The sequence below is a fragment of the Streptococcus porcinus genome (assembly GCF_901542335.1).
Taxonomy (GTDB): Bacteria; Bacillota; Bacilli; order Lactobacillales; family Streptococcaceae; genus Streptococcus; species Streptococcus porcinus_A.
This window is the reverse complement of the sequence record NZ_LR594036.1, coordinates 899305-917079: the sequence shown is the minus strand read 5'-3', so window position 1 is coordinate 917079 and position 17775 is coordinate 899305. Positions and strand designations below refer to the sequence as shown.

Below are 17775 nucleotides of genomic sequence, written 5' to 3'. Positions count from 1 at the left end.
AAATTAACCTATATCCTTTCTCATCTGCAACATAACCCACTTCAATATACTCTCAATAGCTTCAGTGTCAATTTCTCCACCGATATCTTCAAGTGGAGACTTTACTTTTTGTAAAGAATGACCCAATCCTGGGAATAGCTTTATATCTATATTTTTATTTATTTTCTTTGCAAACTCCACGCTCTCCACAGGATTAATCCATCCATCATTAATTCCATGTAATATAAATACCGGTTTACCAAACTTGCTAAAAATATCTAAATCTCCATTCCATGAATCGAGAAAAAAATTTTCCACATAATTTGCAATGTTTAACGAATTATCTCCTATTTGTTTTGCAACGTTCCCCCAATCTTTTTTTATGTTTATTACACCATCTGAATTTGTATCAATTCTATCGTTAAACTTTAATATTCCATCACTCGCTTTCCTTAGTAGCATTGTATTAAATGCAAAAGAAACAGAAGAAGAATTTAATTCGTATCTTTCAAAATCAGAAACATTCACTAAGCCGTCATTATCTCTATCTATTTTTTCTAACTCCATAGTAACTAACTCTTCTAATATATATTTGAAGTAAGAATTCCAACCTTTAGCAACACCTGATTGCAATATTAATCCATCTATCCCATCTACCTCTTTAATAATATTAGCTATTACTCTAACTCCTTCACTCCAACCATAGATATAAATCTTACCTACATCATTCCTATTTTTTAAATACTTCGTTACACAAATAGCGTCCTGTACTATTTTATCAATTTGATAACCATAATTCTTATTAAACCTAAATGTGCTTACACCATTTCTTAAAAGCTCATCCGATATTATTTTGAAATTTTTAGAAACAATCCTGTTGGAAAAATAAACTGTTCCATCTTTGTCACTTTCTCCAGAGCCATGAATGAATAAGACTATATTTTTTTTAATGTTTTTATGTTTAATATCATATTCAAATTGACCTGTTATATTTTTTTCAGCTCCATTTATAACAATTTTTTCGACACAAGTATTTTTCATCACATTATCTCCTTCTTCTATAAAATATTTAATTTCATATTGTGTAACAATTTTATATAGTTATTGAAAAGCGTTTCAATATACTCTTTTTCAAATAGCTCTTCTACATAATCCCAAGAAATAACCATAGAATTTCTTATTAATCTAATATGATGATCTATTATCACTTGAGGTGTTTTACTAATAGAATAATTTTCTGTAACAAATCCCTCCATAGTAGTATCTTCTTCTATTACACTAGTCAAAACAAAAGGAGATACTATTTGCCCTAGCTTATTTTGTTTTATATACTTAAATGACTCCATTCCATCATGTTCAATAAATTCTAATATTTCTAAAATAGAATTTCTAATATTTTTTAAATCATCACAAAAATTTCCACTTTTTTTATAATTCAAAACTGCTATATTAGAAAATTCACCAATTATATCATTTTCATTTTCAATAATATTTTTTCTTCCATTCATAGTTAATATTATTGAAGAACTTTCTTTACCACTAACTTCAGCTAAAAATCTAGCGTAGCAAGCCGCAATATACATAGTCGGTGTGTATCCTAATAGTTTAAGTTTACTAAATATTTCTTTAGTTTCATTTACAGTAAATTCATAATCAACTCTTTTAAAGGTTACTTTTTTTATTTCCGAAAAATCTCTTTTATATTTCAATTCTGGGATACTATATTTTTTCATTCCATCCGAAAGATACTTATGATATTCTTCCGTTTCCAAATTATCTAAATATAAACTTTCTTTTCTTTTATAGATACTGTAGTCAGTGCTTACACTCTTTTTGTATATATCAAAAAAATATCTATCAAATATTTTCTTGATTAGATTGCTGGCACTCCAAGCATCTAATACTATACAGTTGAATATAAAATACAATCTATCATCGATATTTGAATCTTTATGTACATAAAAATCAAAAAGTGGCCAATCATAATACGAATACTTCTTATTAAAAATTAGATTTCTAATTTCAGTGTAATCAAGATTGTTATCAAGTTTTTTTATTTTATACTTATCGAATGTATCAAAAATTACATACTTATTAATATCAACAAAAAAACATCTTAACCCTTCATTTTCAAAAATCAATTCATTTATTATTTTCTCAAGTCTTACTGTGTCTATATTGTTTATGCTGTATTCTATATAATAAGCACAATTAGTTCCACCCAATTCACAATCTGTATCCATCCCCAAAATATATGATTTTTGAATAGAACTTAACTCTATCCCATCATTAATATTTTTTAATACTTTTATAAACTGGTTTTTATTTTTCCCTATATATTCTCTAAACTCAGAAATAAATTCATTGCTTGTTCCATCCATAGCTTTATATTTTATTTTTTTATCATCTAGATATAATCTAATATTATTTTCTCTTAAATAAATTATATATTTTAAGACACTTACATCTGATATCAATGTCAACCTCCTATTTCCTTATAGAAAAAATAAATTCAGCAAGCTCACTAGGAGTGGATTTCTCAAAAATAGTTTTGATATTAAGTTGAATATCAAATTTTTCATTTAATAGTCTAACTAATCTAACAACTTTAAGAGAATCTCCTCCTTCAATAAAAAAGTTACTATTATTACTAATGCATTCTGTTGATAAAACTTTTTCAAATAATTTTATTACCTTATATTCTATGTCATGAAATTTGCTTTTTTCTACAATATCCACATTTTCATATAAGGTCTTCTTTACATTTTTATTCGAAGATATTACTTCTATCTCAACTTCATCTGAATCAAAAGTATCGACATAAAGATTATCCCAATTATCGTTTTGAATCATTAAGTCAATAATATTTTTATAATCATCAAACATTTTTAAAATAGTATTTTCTTCAAATAATTCTTCTATATAATCCCAAGATAAATATAATCCTCCTTTTAAAACAAACACTTGATGATCTAACCAAACCTGAGATGATTGAGAAATACTATAACTTAGGTTATCAATCCACTTCTCTTCTCTACTGTCATCTATACCAATTCCACTAGTGAATACAATCGGCATTACTGATTCGATATAATTATTGGTTTTTTTCCTTATTTTTCTTTCAAATTCAATTGAACTATATAGTGAATGAGAGATATCATCTAGTAACTGATTCTGAACATCAGTTATTTTAGAATATAAACTTTCTCCACATTTTTCTTTGATTTCCAATAAGTTTAAAGTGGTAAAATCACCTATCACACCGTTTATATCATTATGAAGTTGCTCTCTATCAAATCTCGTAATATTTAATGCAAAATGTTTGTTATTTGACCATTTCTTAAGTGTTTCACTATATGCAGTAATAAGTGCAGCACCAGTTGTAACTTCATATTTTTTACAGATCTCCTTAAAAATATTCCATTTATTTTCAGATAAGCAAAAATCTTTTCTTACAAACCTTACTTTTTTAACATTGCCTTCATAATTCATTAACGGCAGTTTAGGATATTCTGGAAAACTTTCGATTCTATCTTCCCAATAATCCTTATCCTCTATATATTTTTTTGTATGTTTTAGCTTTTCTAAGGCTAAAACATAATCTCTATAGCTTATATCAGTATCCGGAATTAACTTTCCATCATACAACATTTGCCATTGCTTTAGCACATAAAACATACTCCAGCCATCAAATATTATGTTTTCAAACCTAACATGTAGTTTGACAATATCTTTTTTTAGCTTAGTTACCCTAACTTCAAATAAAGGCCATTTATCATACTGTATTATTTTATTATATATTTCATTTCTGATTGTATTGATTTTATCCAAAATTCGATCTTCTTCAATATCACTTAAATCGAAAACTTGAATTTTATAGTATGGAACATTAGACAGTATTTGTTGCTGTCCTTCATTCAATATTATAGCCTTCATCATGTCATGTTTTTTTATTAATTCATTAAATGATTTTTCTAATTTTCCTATTTCTATACTTTTCAACTCTACTTCAAAATAACAATTAGTAGATATATCACTTAAATTATGTCCCCCATTCTTTCCCATCCAATAGGCAAACTGTATATCAGTCAGTGGAAAAGGCTTATATCTATTATCTATATCCACTATAATCTGATTTTTCATTCCTTCACTATAAATATGCTGTTTTTTCCTATTCTCTACTACATTAGATAATTTTTCTATTGTCGGATTCTCAAAAATATCTTTTACGGAAATCTTAACATTATACAAACTACTAATCTTTCCTGCTATCTCAGTCGCAGTTAGAGAATCTCCACCTATATTAAAATAATTATCTTTCTTAAAAACATTTCTATAAGATAAAACATTTGACCATATCTCACATAAATTTCTTTCTACATCACTATATTCCTCGTTTTGTTCTTGTAGACTTTTTTTACTTTTGGAACAATTTCGACTTAAATTTCTTAATTTTTTCCTATCTATTTTCCCATTTTTATTTAATGGAAATTCCTGTATCGTATAGTATATATCTGGAATCATATACGATGGTATTAATTCCTTTAAAAATTCGTTCAACTGGTCTTTTTTCAGTATTTGCTTATTTTGATTTAGCGCAACTATCACCATGTTTCCACTAAATTCAAAATTGTTTCTTTCTGTCGAATACATAATGTCATAATTAAAATCATTTAAAATATCAGTTACCTGTTCCATAGTAACAATAGGTTCAATTTTTTCATTCGAATCATTGTAATTCTTTGTTAAATCAATCATTCCTAGGATAGTTTCTTGAAATATGCTTGTATTTTTAATCTCTGTGATTAATAATAGACCTCTAGAGGTAAGTACTTTCGATATATCAAATCCAAAATTCAAAAGATTATTTCGATGAAGTGAATTAATAGAAATAACAATATCAAAACTGTTATCACTAAATTTTTTAACAATCTCTTCTTTTACTACTTCATATTCAAAAAAATCTTTTTCTAATAATTCTTTAAAGTCATTTCTATAAAACTCAGAATTATCTACATATACATATTTTGCTATACTACCCTCTAGCTCATTAACTATATCGGAAGTAATTTCTATATCTCTTGTACCTAATTCTAATAATCTAATCTGCCTTCCTTTAAACTGTTTCTTAACCTGCTTTATTATTTGTAAAATATTTTTCTTTAGTTCATCATATCCAACAAAATTTTTTAATATATCATAAAATCTAAAATTTCTTGAGTGCAAAACTTCCAATGGGTTTTTTTCGTCAGATAATACATATTTGATATCAGGAACCATTTTTAAAAAGTAGGAATTTATTTTTTCTAATTGTTCATTTTCTATTTTTACAAATATATTTTCATAATTATTACATCTGTATCCATCTTCATCTAGTTTTAAAACATTAAATTTCTCCAAAATATCTATCCAACTAGAAATAATTTTTTTACCTTTAGTAGATATAAATAATGTATTCTGTATTTCTTTTTCTAAATTAGTATTAGATGAAAAATCTATCCCAATATCTTTAAAACAATTAATTATAAATCTTAAACACATTCTATTAAGACTATAAATAAAATCATCATAATTCATAGATAATTTTCCTATGTCTACTACTTTTTTCAAATCAGTTCCTAAATTCTTATATTCCTGCACAATGCCAATGTAATCATCGTTAATGATGTCTTCTTTTAGTTTCACAAAAGAAATCAACCTTTTATTAAAACTATTATCAGAAATATAATCAACAACAGTATTATCTACATTAGGAAATTTTCTTATTGCCTCTTCAATTTCACCAAGCTCTATCCTATGCCCTTTAATTTTAGTCTGACTATCTTTCCTACCTAAAAATTCAATAGTTCTATCATTCCAGGTTCTTCCATTATCCCCAGTTCTATACCACCTTATCCTATCTTTCTCAAAATACTTCTTATTCGTTAATTCTTCGTCACCATGATAGCATTTAGCAACACCCACTCCACCGATAAGAAGTTCGCCTTTAACATAATTAGGACAAATTCTACAAAACTCATCCACAACTCTATACACTTGATTTTTTAATGGTCTACCATAAGGAATGGAAATCCAATCTTTCGGTATTTCTCTTGGCACATTTAAATAGTTTGACCAAATAGATGCTTCTGTGGCTCCACCCATAGCGACAACAATAGAATTTATATTTTCACTAATATTATAGAATCTTTCTGGTAAATTTATAGCAATCCAATCTCCCGAAAGCATAACAATTCTAAAAGGTAATTTTCTATTTTTACCCTCAGCCATAGTAACAACCATATCAAATAAAATCGGCACAGAATCCCATATTGTAACCTTATATTCATCGACTAATTTTAACCATTCATCAGGATCCCTATAATTTTCCTCATTAGTTGTAACTACTGTCCCACCAGCACGAAGTATTCCAAAGATATCATAAACAGATAAATCAAAGTCTATCGCAGATACCATTAGTATTGTATCTTCAGAATTTACATTATATTTTTCATTTAAATCAATACAAGTATTAACAGCACTTGTATGCATAATCTCAACACCTTTAGGGACACCTGTTGTTCCAGATGTCATAATAATATATGCACTGTCATAAGGGCTGATCTCAACAGGCTGTTCTAATTTAGATTCGTTTGCCACAGCCACAGCCAAATCAATAATTTTAACTTTATTTTTATCTAAGCCACAATCTATTATTGTCTTTTCATTACTTACAATATGCTTTATTCCGATTTGATCATAAATTTTAGTTCTTCTGTCATTCGGTTGAGTAATTCCAATTGATACATATGCTGCACCAGTAAATAAAATTCCGAAAATAGCATAGAGTTGTCTACTACCTCTTGGAAGTGTTACTCCTACATAATCTCCCTTTTTAACACCATTTTTACCTAAATAATCCGCAACTTTTAATGAAATTTCATAAAGTTTATGATATGTTATCTGTTCCTTCGTTTCAGAATCTATAATAGCAACTCTATCCGGATTGAGTTTTACATTTCTGAGAAATCCGTCATATAATATTTCATTTGGATATTGAAGTGGTAAAATTCCCTCGACATCCTGCTTTCTAATAGATTTTTGCTTTTCAGGCAAAACGTCTACTTTCTTTTCCCATTCTTCCTTCTGCGTTAAAGATATAATCAATTCATATAAAGAATCCATCATGTCTTCTAACATTCCTGTCGGAAAAAGTTCATCCACACTATCCCAACAAAGAATTAAATTACCGTCTACAATATATGTTTGAAAATCAAGCCAAACTCCAGGTGTTTGAGAAATCATATAAGATACTTTCCCTAAATTTTTTCTTGAAATTTTAGTTTCCAATGGATAATCTATATTGCACGCAAAAACCACAGGTGCTATATTTACACTTGTACCTTGATCTTTTGATATATCTCTTTGAACCTGAACTCCGCTATACGCACTATGAGATACATTTTCCAAGAATGTCTTATTTGTTCTTTTTAAAGTATCCAAAAATCTTGCATCATCTACAGCTTCATGCTCTACCAATAAAATATTTGTAAAATCAGCAATCATTTCTTTTAGATTTTCATTTTCTAAATCTCTATTAAATAGCGGTATATTTATAAAAAATTTATCCTGATTACACCATCTTTCAAGAACAAGAGAATAAACAGTTAGAAGAACCATAGATGGTGTGCTTTGATACGATGCTGCTATATCTTTTATAGTTTCCCATTCATCTTTTTTTATAATTCTCTTTCTTCTTGTAAACTTCGTTTCTTTAATTTGTTCCGGCTGTTTTCTTAATGGTAAATTCGGTCTTTCTATTTCAAAGGAATTTATTTTTTGTTGCCAAAACTCCTTATCCGCATCATTGATTGATTCGCCGATTCTATTTTGCATATAATCCTTAAACGTATACTCATTCAAATTATCAAGTTCTACTCCCGAGTAAAGTTCAGCTAATTCTTTAATCATAATACTCATGCTCATTACATCGGATACAAGCAAATCTACGTCAAAAAATATCCTTGACTTCTCATCTGAAAATTTTGCCAGTGCTACTCCTGCAACTTGACCTTGATTTACATTTAATTTCCTATGGGATTTTTGTTCTCTAATTTCTACTAATTTTAGATGTAGCGTTTCTTCATCAAGATCAGATAAATCAAAAACTTCTATTTCTTCACTGTACGGTTTGTGTAATATTTCCTGATGCCCGTCTTTCGTAAATTTTGCTCTAAGCATGGGATGTCTGTATTGAAGCTTATTCCAAGCCTCTTTTAACTTATCCTCATCAATATTTTCTCCATCTATTTCAAGATATGCATGGCAACCCACACCACCTAAAATCTGATCATCTTCTCTTCCGATTAAATAAGAGTACTGGACATCTGTTAAATCAAACTTGCTTTCATCACTTTGGATAATTGATGATTCTATATTCTTATCACTTTTCAATCTGGATTTATCAATAAGTTCATACCACTTGGATAAATTCGGTTCTTCCATAAGTTTTGCAAACGAAATTTTTATCCCCGTTTTCTTTAATTTTCCAGACAGTTGCATGACTTGAATGGAACTTAAACCCTTTTCAATTAAATTTTCATTTTCTGAAACTGCTTTCTCTACGAATATACTTGCCAACCAATCCTTTACTAATTCTTTAGCTCTTTCCTTTATAGTATTAAGTTCCATTCCAAAATCCTCCTTTAAAAAGTTTCTTTTAATTTATTTCTATCTATTTTCCCTAGGGCTGTTAGTGGCCACGCATCAATATATTTAACTTTATCCGGCAATTTAAAATCCGCTACATTATTGGAAATCAAGAATTTTCTAACTTCTTCCAGTGTAAGCTCCTTATTTCCATTTAAAATAAATACAGCAATAGCTTCTCCTTGCAAGCAATCAGGTATCCCTACAACTTGCACTGAGTTTATATGTTCATGAGTAAGCAAAATTTCTTCTAGTTCTGAAGGTGTTATCTTCTCGCCCGCTCTATTGATAATTTCTTTAATCCTTCCAACAATTTGATAGTTTCCATCCTTTAGTTTTCGTGCTTTGTCTCCTGTTCTAAAATAACAGTCTTCTGTCATGCAAATTTCATTTACTTCAGGAAGATTATAATAACCATAAATAGTATAGGGGCCTCTAACGATAAGTTCTCCGTATTCTTCAACCTCTACTTCTTTCCCTTTCTCATCCACAATCAGTATTTCATCATGCTCACTAATCGGTTTGCCCTGTGTTTGCCACCTTATTTTATTATTATCTTCTTTATTTGTTGTCAAAATCAACCCTTCAGCGATTCCGAAAATCTGTTGTAGTTTAACATCAAAAACTTTTTCAATTTTTTCCGCCAACCAAGACTCCAAGACTGAACCTCCGACTTGTATAAGCTCCAAAGAGGAAAGATCATACTCTTCATACTCTAAATAATCCATACAAATATTGGCAATTGCAGGAACAAATCCCGTTATCGTAACATTTTCCTCTTCGATTAAAGGCAAAATTTCATCAGGACTCGTCACATTGCATAAAACCACTTTTCCACCTTTCGCAAAAGTACCCACTATCCCCGGACACCCCAAGGGGAAATTATGGGCTATAGGCAAAGAAGCAAGATATACACTTTCCTGATTCACATTACATCGGTCCCCTGTTTTCTTTGCAACATAGATATAATCGCAATGTCTTCTTGGAATCAGTTTAGGTATTCCAGTTGTACCGCCAGACAATAACAATAAGCCTATATTCTTATAATCGACATCCGAATATTCATATGGATATTCACTCTCAATAAGAGATAAAAATTTTTTATATTCTTGATTATCTCCAAGAATATAAACTTCTAATTTCTTATTTAATTCGGATTTAATATCACGAATCATATCCACATAGGAAAATCCCAAATATCTATCCTTTGCAATATATGCTACTGCCTCAGATTTTTCGATAATCCCTTTTAATTCATTCTTCCGATGTGCAGGCAAACTCATAATCGGAATAATTCCTGTTTTAAACATCGCAAAGGATATTGCTATAAATTCATAACAATTGGGAAGCTGTAATACAATCTTATCTCCTTTTTTGAAGCCTGCTTTAAGTAAACCATTAGCATATTTATTTGAAAGTTTATCAAGTTCTTTATAAGACAACCTCGTATCTCCATCTACAATCGCCGTTTTGTCTTTATACATCTCCGAACAGTTTGTAATAAACTCTCCTAAGGTCATATGTTCCCAGACATCTTCATCATAAAATTTTTCCAAGTTTTCTTTTAATTCTATATTCATACTTCCTCCTATATGCATATTGCTCCAAAATATTTCGATGAAATTCTAAATGCTGCCAAAACTTTATTGCTACTTTTTACCTTATCCTCAATTTTTATTATCCGATCGTCCATATAAATAACTTCTATTTCTTTCGGATTTCTCATAAGACCATGTCCTTCATATTTCAAGTACGCTTCTTTTGCTGTCCAATATCTATAAAACATTGATGTATTACTGCCTATATTCTTAATCTCTCTGGATGTAAAGCAATTTTCAAGTATATCTTCAAACGCAAAGCCATCATTCACTTTTTCAATATCTATTCCAAGCTCTTTCTTTGAAAAACCAATTACTACAAATCCATCCGTATGTGAAATATTGAATTTCACTCCGCTTTTATTTTTAATATATGGTTTATTATATTTATCTCTCAAAACAACTACATTTTCAATTGGAATATCTAATATCATTTCAAAAGCTTTGTTTAGAAGACTTCTTGAAACTGCAAAATTTATCTTCGCAACTTCCGATTTATATGCATCAAGCTTTTCAAGTTCTTCCTCTTTCAAAAATTTTTTCAAATCTTTTATCATAAATTTACTTGTGTTAGATGCGACTAACACCATGTCAAAAAAAATTAGTAACTCACTTATATCAATTAGACTTCGTATTTCTTTTTTGTCTGAAATTTCTATTCTATATATTTTCATTGTAATCAACAAACTCTTTAATCGCATTTATTACACTCTCGGGAGATGTATTTACAAACATATGCTTACCTTCAATATATTTATAAGAAAATTCTTTCGTCGTGTAATCCTGCCATTTTAAAAGTTCTTCAACTTCCATTTCTTCATCTATATCACCCATTAAACCTAAAATCTTACTATTCAGTTTTTCCCCTTCTTTATCCTGATAGTCCTCATCAACAATAAAATCGGCTCTTAGTGTTGGTAAAAAAATACCAATCAAATCCTTATTGTCTAATATCTCATTTGGAGTGCCATCATATCTTCTTAGTCCTTCAATAAATCCTGCATCATCTAAATGATAAATCGGGTTCGGCTCCTTATAGCAAGGTGCTCTCCCAGCTGATATGATAATTCCATTTGGATTTGGTAAACCATTTTCTTTAATTTTCAGAGCCAACTCATAAGCAATCTTAGTTCCCATACTATGCCCGAAAAAATAATAAGGTGAGTTAAAATCAAAAGTCATTTTTAAGTCTTCAAACAATGCTTTTACAAGTTCTTCTATGTTGCTAATTGCTTTTTCAGAAAACCTGTTTTCTCTTCCTGGATATTGTGCAACGAAAAATTTTATATTTTCGAATTGTCCTCCCCATTTTCTAAATGCTGATACTCCACCACCTGCAAACGGAAACACAAACAAACTAGCTTTAGTGTTTTCCGTCTCTTTATTAACGTATTCAAACCACATTCCCATCAAAACACCTTCTATCTGATTATTAATATACTACTAGTACTATTATTGTTAGATGTATCTAACAATAATAGTTTAATCCTTCTAACATAAAAAGTCGATACATTTACAATGTTTTATAGTTATATTTTCTATGCTTAAAAGACTTGAAGAAACTAAGTTACATATCCTTTATAACCATCAAAAATAAAGAACATGCAATTTTAAAAATCAATTGCATGTTCTTTATCTTATATCTTGTCTTCAAAATATTTTTTAATTTTATTGAAAGTATCTTTTGATATTATATGTTCAATTTGACAGGCTTCTATTTCAGCTATCTTCTCATCTACACCAATATATTTAAAAACTTGTGTCAAATAGATATGTTTTTCATATAACTCAACTGCTAAAGCTCTTCCCTTTGATGTAAATCTAACAATTTTATCATCACCATATTTAATGTAACCCTTTTTTTCAAGATTTCTCAACATATGTGTTACAGTTGCTCTCGCCACTCCAAGTTTATCTACTATATCTATATTCCTTACTTCGTCTCGCTCTAAGTATAGAGTATAAATATTTTCCAAATAATTTTGTTCTACATATTCCTTATGATATATTTTATTCATAAACTCATCTAACTTATCCCTTCTAATTATTCTTTAAATCAACATTCTTATTATTGTTACACTACTTTTTTTATACCAAATTTTATCATAACCAATCATAAACATAAAAATTCCGAATACTTCATACCATATATTCGCTAATTCATTATATATGTTTTTTTCTTTTTGAGCAAGCACAGTAAGTGCATATGCACTTACGAAAAAATTGACATAGCCCTTGCTTTTGCATAGGATTATTCTCGTCAATTTTAGCTTGTTGGGGAAATCCCCAAACCCCTGTGAAATCAATCTTATTTGTAATTATTATCTGAAGTTTTTCAATAAATTTATCCGTATATTACCTCTCTTTCATTGAATTTTTCTCCAACAAATGATATAATACTCTTGAAATTTAAATAAGAATTTTATCTCTTAACAGGAGATTTCTTGACAAAGAAATATAAAAATGAAACCTGTATACCAAGTTTGTACTTGATTTTACAGGTTTTTTCTTTTGTAAACTTTTAATACATCTATGAATTGGAGGTTATACTATGGCAAACAGAACAAGAAATAATGGAATATACCTTATGCTTTCTGATGATGAACTTGAAATTTTGAATAAAAAATATGAACTGTCCGGTTGTAAAAGTTTAAGACAGTTTATTATGAAGTGCATCCTTGAAAAAGATATTTTTGTACTGGATATGAAAGTGTTTAAGGAGATGTCTACAAATATCGGAAGGATTACAGGTAGCATCAATCAGATTGCAAAAAGGGTAAATTCAACTGCTGTAATTTACAAAGATGACATCAATGATTTGAAAAAGCTCTTGGAAAAACAAGGAAAAGACATCTACTTTCTTCGTAAAAAGCTATATGAATTAGGGAATTTTGGAACAAGTGGTACGGAGGAAATCTAATGGCAGTTACAAAAATTCATCCGATAGAAAAAACACTTTATCTAGCATTAAACTATATTATGAATGAAGATAAAACCGATGAAAAAATCCTTATCTCCTCTTTTGGCTGTAATCCCAAAACAGCCCATCTTGAATTTGAACATACAAAAAAAGAATGTAATTCCAAAGCAAAAATCTTGGCAAGGCATCTAATTCAAGCCTTCGCTCCAGGAGAAACTACACCTGAGCAGGCACACCAAATCGGACTGGATCTATGTGAGAGAGTCTTGAGGGGAAAGTATGAATATGTCCTTACAACACATATCGACAAGGGGCATCTACACAATCATATTCTGTTTAACAATGTCAGCTTTGAAACAGGAAAGGCATATCAAAGTAATAAGAGAAGTTATCATCAAATCCGAACGGTCAGTGATGATTTATGTAGAGAAAATGGCTTGTCAGTTATTGATGAAAACTACAAAAAATTTAAAAACAGATACTCTACAAATGGTAAAACCTATATGGAATATACCGAATTTAAGAAAGGAAACTCTTGGAAGAATAAACTACAACTTACTATTGATAAAGCTGTTTTAAAATCCAAAACTTACGAGGAATTTCTAAAGACAATGGAGGATTTCGGTTATGAAATCAAAATAGGAAAATACCTTTCCTTCCGACATAAAGATAAAAGAGATAAGGGAAGATTTACCAGAGCGAAAGCATCTACTTTAGGGGAAGATTATACAAAAGAGAGAATCAAGGAACGAATCGAAGATTTAAATAAGCAAAATATTTATGTTAATCAGGAATATCATTATGAAAAACGCTCCTACAAGAAACCGGATACTATTGTAGATATGAAAAACAATGAAAAGGTAAAATCATCTAAGGGATATGAAGTATGGGCAGGTAAACATAATATGAAAACTATGGCATCTGCCTTAAATGAAATGAGAAAATCAGGTATTAACTCCTACGAGGAATTAGATTTAAAATTAAAGAAAGTGGCATCAGATAGACAACAATTATTGGATCATATAAAGCAAATAGAAAAAGAAATGAAGTCCATTTATTCTGTAATAGAAAATAAAAATACGATTTCTGAAAATCAACTAACCTATGATATATATATATAAAAGATAAGGAAAACAAAGCCTTTTATGAAGAATATAAATCACAGATCATCGCCTATGAAACAGCTATGAAAAGTCTTAAAAATTCAAAGCTTCAAACATTGAGCATTAAAAATTTATCTGATAAATATATGCTTTTAGAACAAGAAAAAACTACACTTATGGGAGAATATTCCTCTCAAAACTCTATGCTTCGCAAGCTGCAACAAGCAAAGAAAAATACAGATTTATACCTTGATAACAGCCTTGAAAAATAAAAAAAAGAAGGAGATTATCCCTACCCATATTTCAGGTAAGAATAATCTCCTTACTTGCTCTCAAATTGATAAAAGTATATTTTCTACAATATTTCACAATAATATTTTCTTATTTGTCGTGTGTTTCTACAAGATAGTCCTCTCTTCTTTTCCACACAACCAAAGAAATAATAGCGATTATAATATAATTGACCACTTGATTCATAAAGCTGTTGTTTAAAAGTGGCAGAAAATAGGATTTTTCAGTTGTAATAAATCCATTCACCAGGAGGCAATATACAATCATAGAGCTAAAAAATGAAATAGCTAAATTTAAGATTTTCCCTAACACTCTAAATTTTTTGTGTATGAACTGAAATAGAATAGAATATATTATTACTACCAATATTGCTGCCAGAATATCCCAAAAATATATAGCATATCCGGATGAGAATTTCACTGAAAAGTAGTGGTGGGTATAGTACCAGCTTGCTATAAATACCACAAGTTTATCCAGCGCAAACAGGCTAATTTTTACAAATGTTGCTCCTGCAAATAGAATGACTCCCAAATATAGTATAATTAAGGCTATAAAAAGAATAACCAATCCAATCATATCATTCACCTCTCTATCAAAATAATCTTCTTTTTCTTATAATATAACGCTCCTGTTATAGTTTATCAAACCTTTATTTTTCCATTTCTAATAAAAAAACAAAGAAAAATAGTGGATAAACAGCCCTATCAGCTATTTACCCACTATTTTTATAATTTTATCTCTCTATATTTTTATCTTTTTTGACACTGACCTGTTCCTTTGATTTTTCGCCTGCCTTTTCCTTATACTCTTTTAACTTGCCAAGTGCTGACGGTTTCTTTACATCCTTTGCATTTTGATTTGTTTTGCTCTGTTCTTTGGCTTTTAACAGCTTTGCAGAATAAACTTTAAGAGATGTATATTCCTTTCCGTCCTTTCCCTGACTGATTTTTTCTTTTCCGAATACATGAACAAAATCTCCTTTTTTCAAATTTTCTACACTACTTACCTTATCGTTATAGGCTAAACAGTTGGTATATTTTACATTTCCCTCCTTGTCATTTTCAGCAACTGCAAAACTTGCAACAGTAAAATCTCTACCATCTTTCGATGTCAAATTTTTAATGTCTATATCTGAAGCAATATTGCCATTGATATTTACAGTATTTGCTTTTTCCTTATTTTCATTTGACTTCTCACTCGTAGTATTATTGTCCTCCTTTACATTTTCCTCATCGGATAAAACACTATTCTTATCCTGTATTTCGCTTTCTAAATCAGGTGCTTCAATCTCATTTTCATCTATATAATGATAAAATTTTTCATCAACCAAACCCATAATTTTATCATTCATATAATTATCATAAGCAGCATCAAGAGTATCCTCATTTTCTATTCCTGTTTCAAGAGACCGAATTCCTTTGACAAAATCGCTATGATTATACTCTGCTAAAAAAGATAAGGTCTCTTTCATCGTTTCAAAATTATTGTTTTGTATATCGGAAATGCTTTTCAAATCATTTGCATATCGCCCATTATCCCATTCAAATTTTCCGCTTTCCTTGTTTTCTTTAATCCCTGTTGCAAGTACAAACTGAGTACCTGAAAACAGTACCGCCTGATTATCTTTCACATCCAAAACTGTTGTGTTTTCACTTAATGCTGTTTTTACAATATCGCCTTTTTCTAATTTCATATTTTTTACCTCCTCGTATAATATACTTGTAGTTAAAACTACTTTTTTTCTTTTCTATCCCCTATTCTTTGTGGGATAATATTAGTATAGATAGAGGTCGTAGCTACCTCCTTGAAGTTATATCTTCCTAAAATAGGCTTACGCCTCTTCTTTACGTCTTTATGCGTATTAGCTGGATAGCACCAAGTTGCTGTATCTCTAACGAGGTTGCATTGTCGTAAAGTTTTAGAGGGTTCTTTCTCTATCTAAAATATATGAAAGCTAGGTGATTTTATGTTTTACATAGGTATTGATATTTCTAAGAAAAACCACGAAGCTTCAATAATTGATTCTTCTGGAAAGAGCTTATCCAAAAGTATTTCCTTTCCTAACTCTGCAAAAGGGATGGAAAAGTTCAATAATTTTATTGCTGAATTTGGTGTAACAACTAATAATTGCATTATTGGAATGGAAGCAACTGGTCACTATTGGATAAGTTTGTTCTCATACATCATTGATCTAGGATTTACGTGTTATGTTATAAATCCAATTCAGTCTGATGCTTTTAGGAAAATGTACGTTAGACAAACTAAGAATGATTCAGTTGATTCATTTATAATTGCTCAAATAATGCGTTTTGGAGAGTTCTCTATATCTAATTTTTCCGATGAGAATACATTTGCCCTTAGAAATTTAACTAGATATAGGTTTGCCTTAGTTGATGAATGCTCAGATTGGAAAAGAAAGCTTGTAGCTATACTTGACCAAGTTTTCCCTGAGTACTCAAGTCTTTTTTCAAATATATATGGTGTTGCCTCAAAGGAGCTGTTGTCAAAGTATCCTTTACCAGAAGACATGCTGTCGATTCCTGCTGAGGAGCTTGGCAACTTACTTTATGAGTGTAGCAAGGGTCGTCTTGGCATAAATAAAGCCGAAGAAATCCAATCCTGTGCCAGAGAATCTTTTGGAATTAAGTTCGCAAAAAGGTCTTTTTCTTTCCAAATCAAGCAAATAATTAGCCAAATTTCATTCCTAGAAGAACAACTTAAAGAAATTGAAATTGAGATTAGTTGCTTGCTTGAGGATATATGTCCAGTCATTACTACAATAACGGGTATTGGTAGTGTTTTAGGTGCGTCCATAGTATCCGAGATAGGCAATATTTCTAGATTTGAAAGAGCAAACCAACTTGTTGCCTATGCCGGTTTAGACACACGCATAAAACAATCTGGCGATTTTTCAGCCACAAATACAAAACTTTCCAAGCGAGGTTCGCCTTACTTAAGGCGTTCTATTTGGCTTGCCGCCACTGTAGCAGCCTTTAAGGACCCTGCCTTATCCATATACTATCAAGGGTTGAGAGCACGAGGCAAAGCTCATGGCACAGCTATAGGGGCTGTTGCAAGGAAATTGACCAATATTATATTCGCTGTCCTAAGAGATCAAAAACCGTATACTCCAAATATTTAGTTGTCAGTATTATTAATTTTTTAAGCCTATTCATTAGGCTTATTTGCTATGCAA

General features: G+C 29.9%; 11 protein-coding genes and 1 pseudogene. 3 read left to right on the top strand and 9 right to left on the bottom strand.

Annotation, left to right across the window (positions count from 1 at the left end; translation table 11 throughout):
- Nucleotides 1-3 precede the first annotated feature (3 nt).
- From FGK96_RS04365 to FGK96_RS04335, 7 genes are all read right to left on the bottom strand, one after another.
- On the bottom strand, nucleotides 4-1020 hold the full coding sequence (locus tag FGK96_RS04365) for an alpha/beta hydrolase family protein (protein WP_026624707.1): 1017 nt from the start codon (nucleotides 1018-1020) through the stop codon (nucleotides 4-6).
- Nucleotides 1021-1037: 17 nt separating this feature from the next.
- Nucleotides 1038-2456: a condensation domain-containing protein gene (locus FGK96_RS04360; RefSeq protein ID WP_117279717.1), complete on the bottom strand. Its 1419-nt coding sequence runs from the start codon at nucleotides 2454-2456 to the stop codon at nucleotides 1038-1040.
- A gap of 10 nt (nucleotides 2457-2466) precedes the next feature.
- Nucleotides 2467-8649 carry a non-ribosomal peptide synthetase gene (locus tag FGK96_RS04355; protein ID WP_138081731.1) on the bottom strand — a complete coding sequence of 2061 codons (6183 nt, stop codon included), beginning with the start codon at nucleotides 8647-8649 and terminating at the stop codon, nucleotides 2467-2469.
- A gap of 14 nt (nucleotides 8650-8663) precedes the next feature.
- On the bottom strand, nucleotides 8664-10247 hold the full coding sequence (locus FGK96_RS04350) for a (2,3-dihydroxybenzoyl)adenylate synthase (RefSeq protein ID WP_138081729.1): 1584 nt from the start codon (nucleotides 10245-10247) through the stop codon (nucleotides 8664-8666).
- 8 nt (nucleotides 10248-10255) lie between these two features.
- Nucleotides 10256-10939 (bottom strand): 4'-phosphopantetheinyl transferase family protein, encoded by a 684-nt coding sequence (locus tag FGK96_RS04345; RefSeq protein WP_138081727.1) that lies wholly within the window; start codon nucleotides 10937-10939, stop codon nucleotides 10256-10258.
- Complete coding sequence (locus FGK96_RS04340) at nucleotides 10926-11675, bottom strand: thioesterase II family protein (RefSeq protein WP_026624789.1); 750 nt, start codon at nucleotides 11673-11675, stop codon at nucleotides 10926-10928. Before FGK96_RS04340 ends, FGK96_RS04345 begins: the two co-directional genes overlap by 14 nt.
- 227 nt (nucleotides 11676-11902) lie before the next feature.
- The gene (locus FGK96_RS04335; RefSeq protein WP_091993273.1) at nucleotides 11903-12283 is read right to left on the bottom strand and encodes a metal-dependent transcriptional regulator; all 381 of its coding nucleotides are present in this window, start codon (nucleotides 12281-12283) and stop codon (nucleotides 11903-11905) included.
- Between the two features lie 533 nt (nucleotides 12284-12816).
- Here FGK96_RS04335 and FGK96_RS04330 point away from each other — a divergent pair.
- Both FGK96_RS04330 and FGK96_RS04325 read left to right on the top strand, forming a co-directional pair.
- Nucleotides 12817-13185, top strand: coding sequence for a plasmid mobilization protein (locus FGK96_RS04330; RefSeq protein WP_012679614.1), 369 nt, complete (start codon nucleotides 12817-12819; stop codon nucleotides 13183-13185).
- A pseudogene (locus FGK96_RS04325) lies at nucleotides 13185-14560 on the top strand (relaxase/mobilization nuclease domain-containing protein). The gene FGK96_RS04330 and the pseudogene FGK96_RS04325 overlap by 1 nt, the downstream one beginning before the upstream one ends.
- Nucleotides 14561-14669: 109 nt before the next feature.
- Here the strand turns inward: FGK96_RS04325 and FGK96_RS04320 are convergent.
- Nucleotides 14670-15155 (bottom strand): hypothetical protein, encoded by a 486-nt coding sequence (locus FGK96_RS04320; RefSeq protein WP_012679616.1) that lies wholly within the window; start codon nucleotides 15153-15155, stop codon nucleotides 14670-14672.
- 157 nt (nucleotides 15156-15312) lie between these two features.
- Nucleotides 15313-16272 (bottom strand): single-stranded DNA-binding protein, encoded by a 960-nt coding sequence (locus FGK96_RS04315; RefSeq protein WP_138081725.1) that lies wholly within the window; start codon nucleotides 16270-16272, stop codon nucleotides 15313-15315.
- A 273-nt stretch (nucleotides 16273-16545) separates the two neighbouring features.
- Here FGK96_RS04315 and FGK96_RS04310 point away from each other — a divergent pair, with 273 nt between their 5' ends.
- The gene (locus tag FGK96_RS04310) at nucleotides 16546-17721 is read left to right on the top strand and encodes an IS110 family transposase (protein WP_138080574.1); all 1176 of its coding nucleotides are present in this window, start codon (nucleotides 16546-16548) and stop codon (nucleotides 17719-17721) included.
- The last annotated feature ends 54 nt before the right edge of the window (nucleotides 17722-17775 follow it).

Excerpts from the sequence above, each read along its gene's own strand:
- FGK96_RS04365 (WP_026624707.1), bottom strand. The coding sequence starts at position 1,020 with ATGAAAAATACTTGTGTCGAAAAAATTGTTATAAATGGAGCTGAAAAA.
- FGK96_RS04355 (WP_138081731.1), bottom strand. The coding sequence starts at position 8,649 with ATGGAACTTAATACTATAAAGGAAAGAGCTAAAGAATTAGTAAAGGAT.
- FGK96_RS04350 (WP_138081729.1), bottom strand. The coding sequence starts at position 10,247 with ATGAATATAGAATTAAAAGAAAACTTGGAAAAATTTTATGATGAAGAT.
- FGK96_RS04345 (WP_138081727.1), bottom strand. The coding sequence starts at position 10,939 with ATGAAAATATATAGAATAGAAATTTCAGACAAAAAAGAAATACGAAGT.
- FGK96_RS04340 (WP_026624789.1), bottom strand. The coding sequence starts at position 11,675 with ATGGGAATGTGGTTTGAATACGTTAATAAAGAGACGGAAAACACTAAA.
- FGK96_RS04335 (WP_091993273.1), bottom strand. The coding sequence starts at position 12,283 with ATGAATAAAATATATCATAAGGAATATGTAGAACAAAATTATTTGGAA.
- FGK96_RS04330 (WP_012679614.1), top strand. The coding sequence starts at position 12,817 with ATGGCAAACAGAACAAGAAATAATGGAATATACCTTATGCTTTCTGAT.
- FGK96_RS04320 (WP_012679616.1), bottom strand. The coding sequence starts at position 15,155 with ATGATTGGATTGGTTATTCTTTTTATAGCCTTAATTATACTATATTTG.
- FGK96_RS04315 (WP_138081725.1), bottom strand. The coding sequence starts at position 16,272 with ATGAAATTAGAAAAAGGCGATATTGTAAAAACAGCATTAAGTGAAAAC.
- FGK96_RS04310 (WP_138080574.1), top strand. The coding sequence starts at position 16,546 with ATGTTTTACATAGGTATTGATATTTCTAAGAAAAACCACGAAGCTTCA.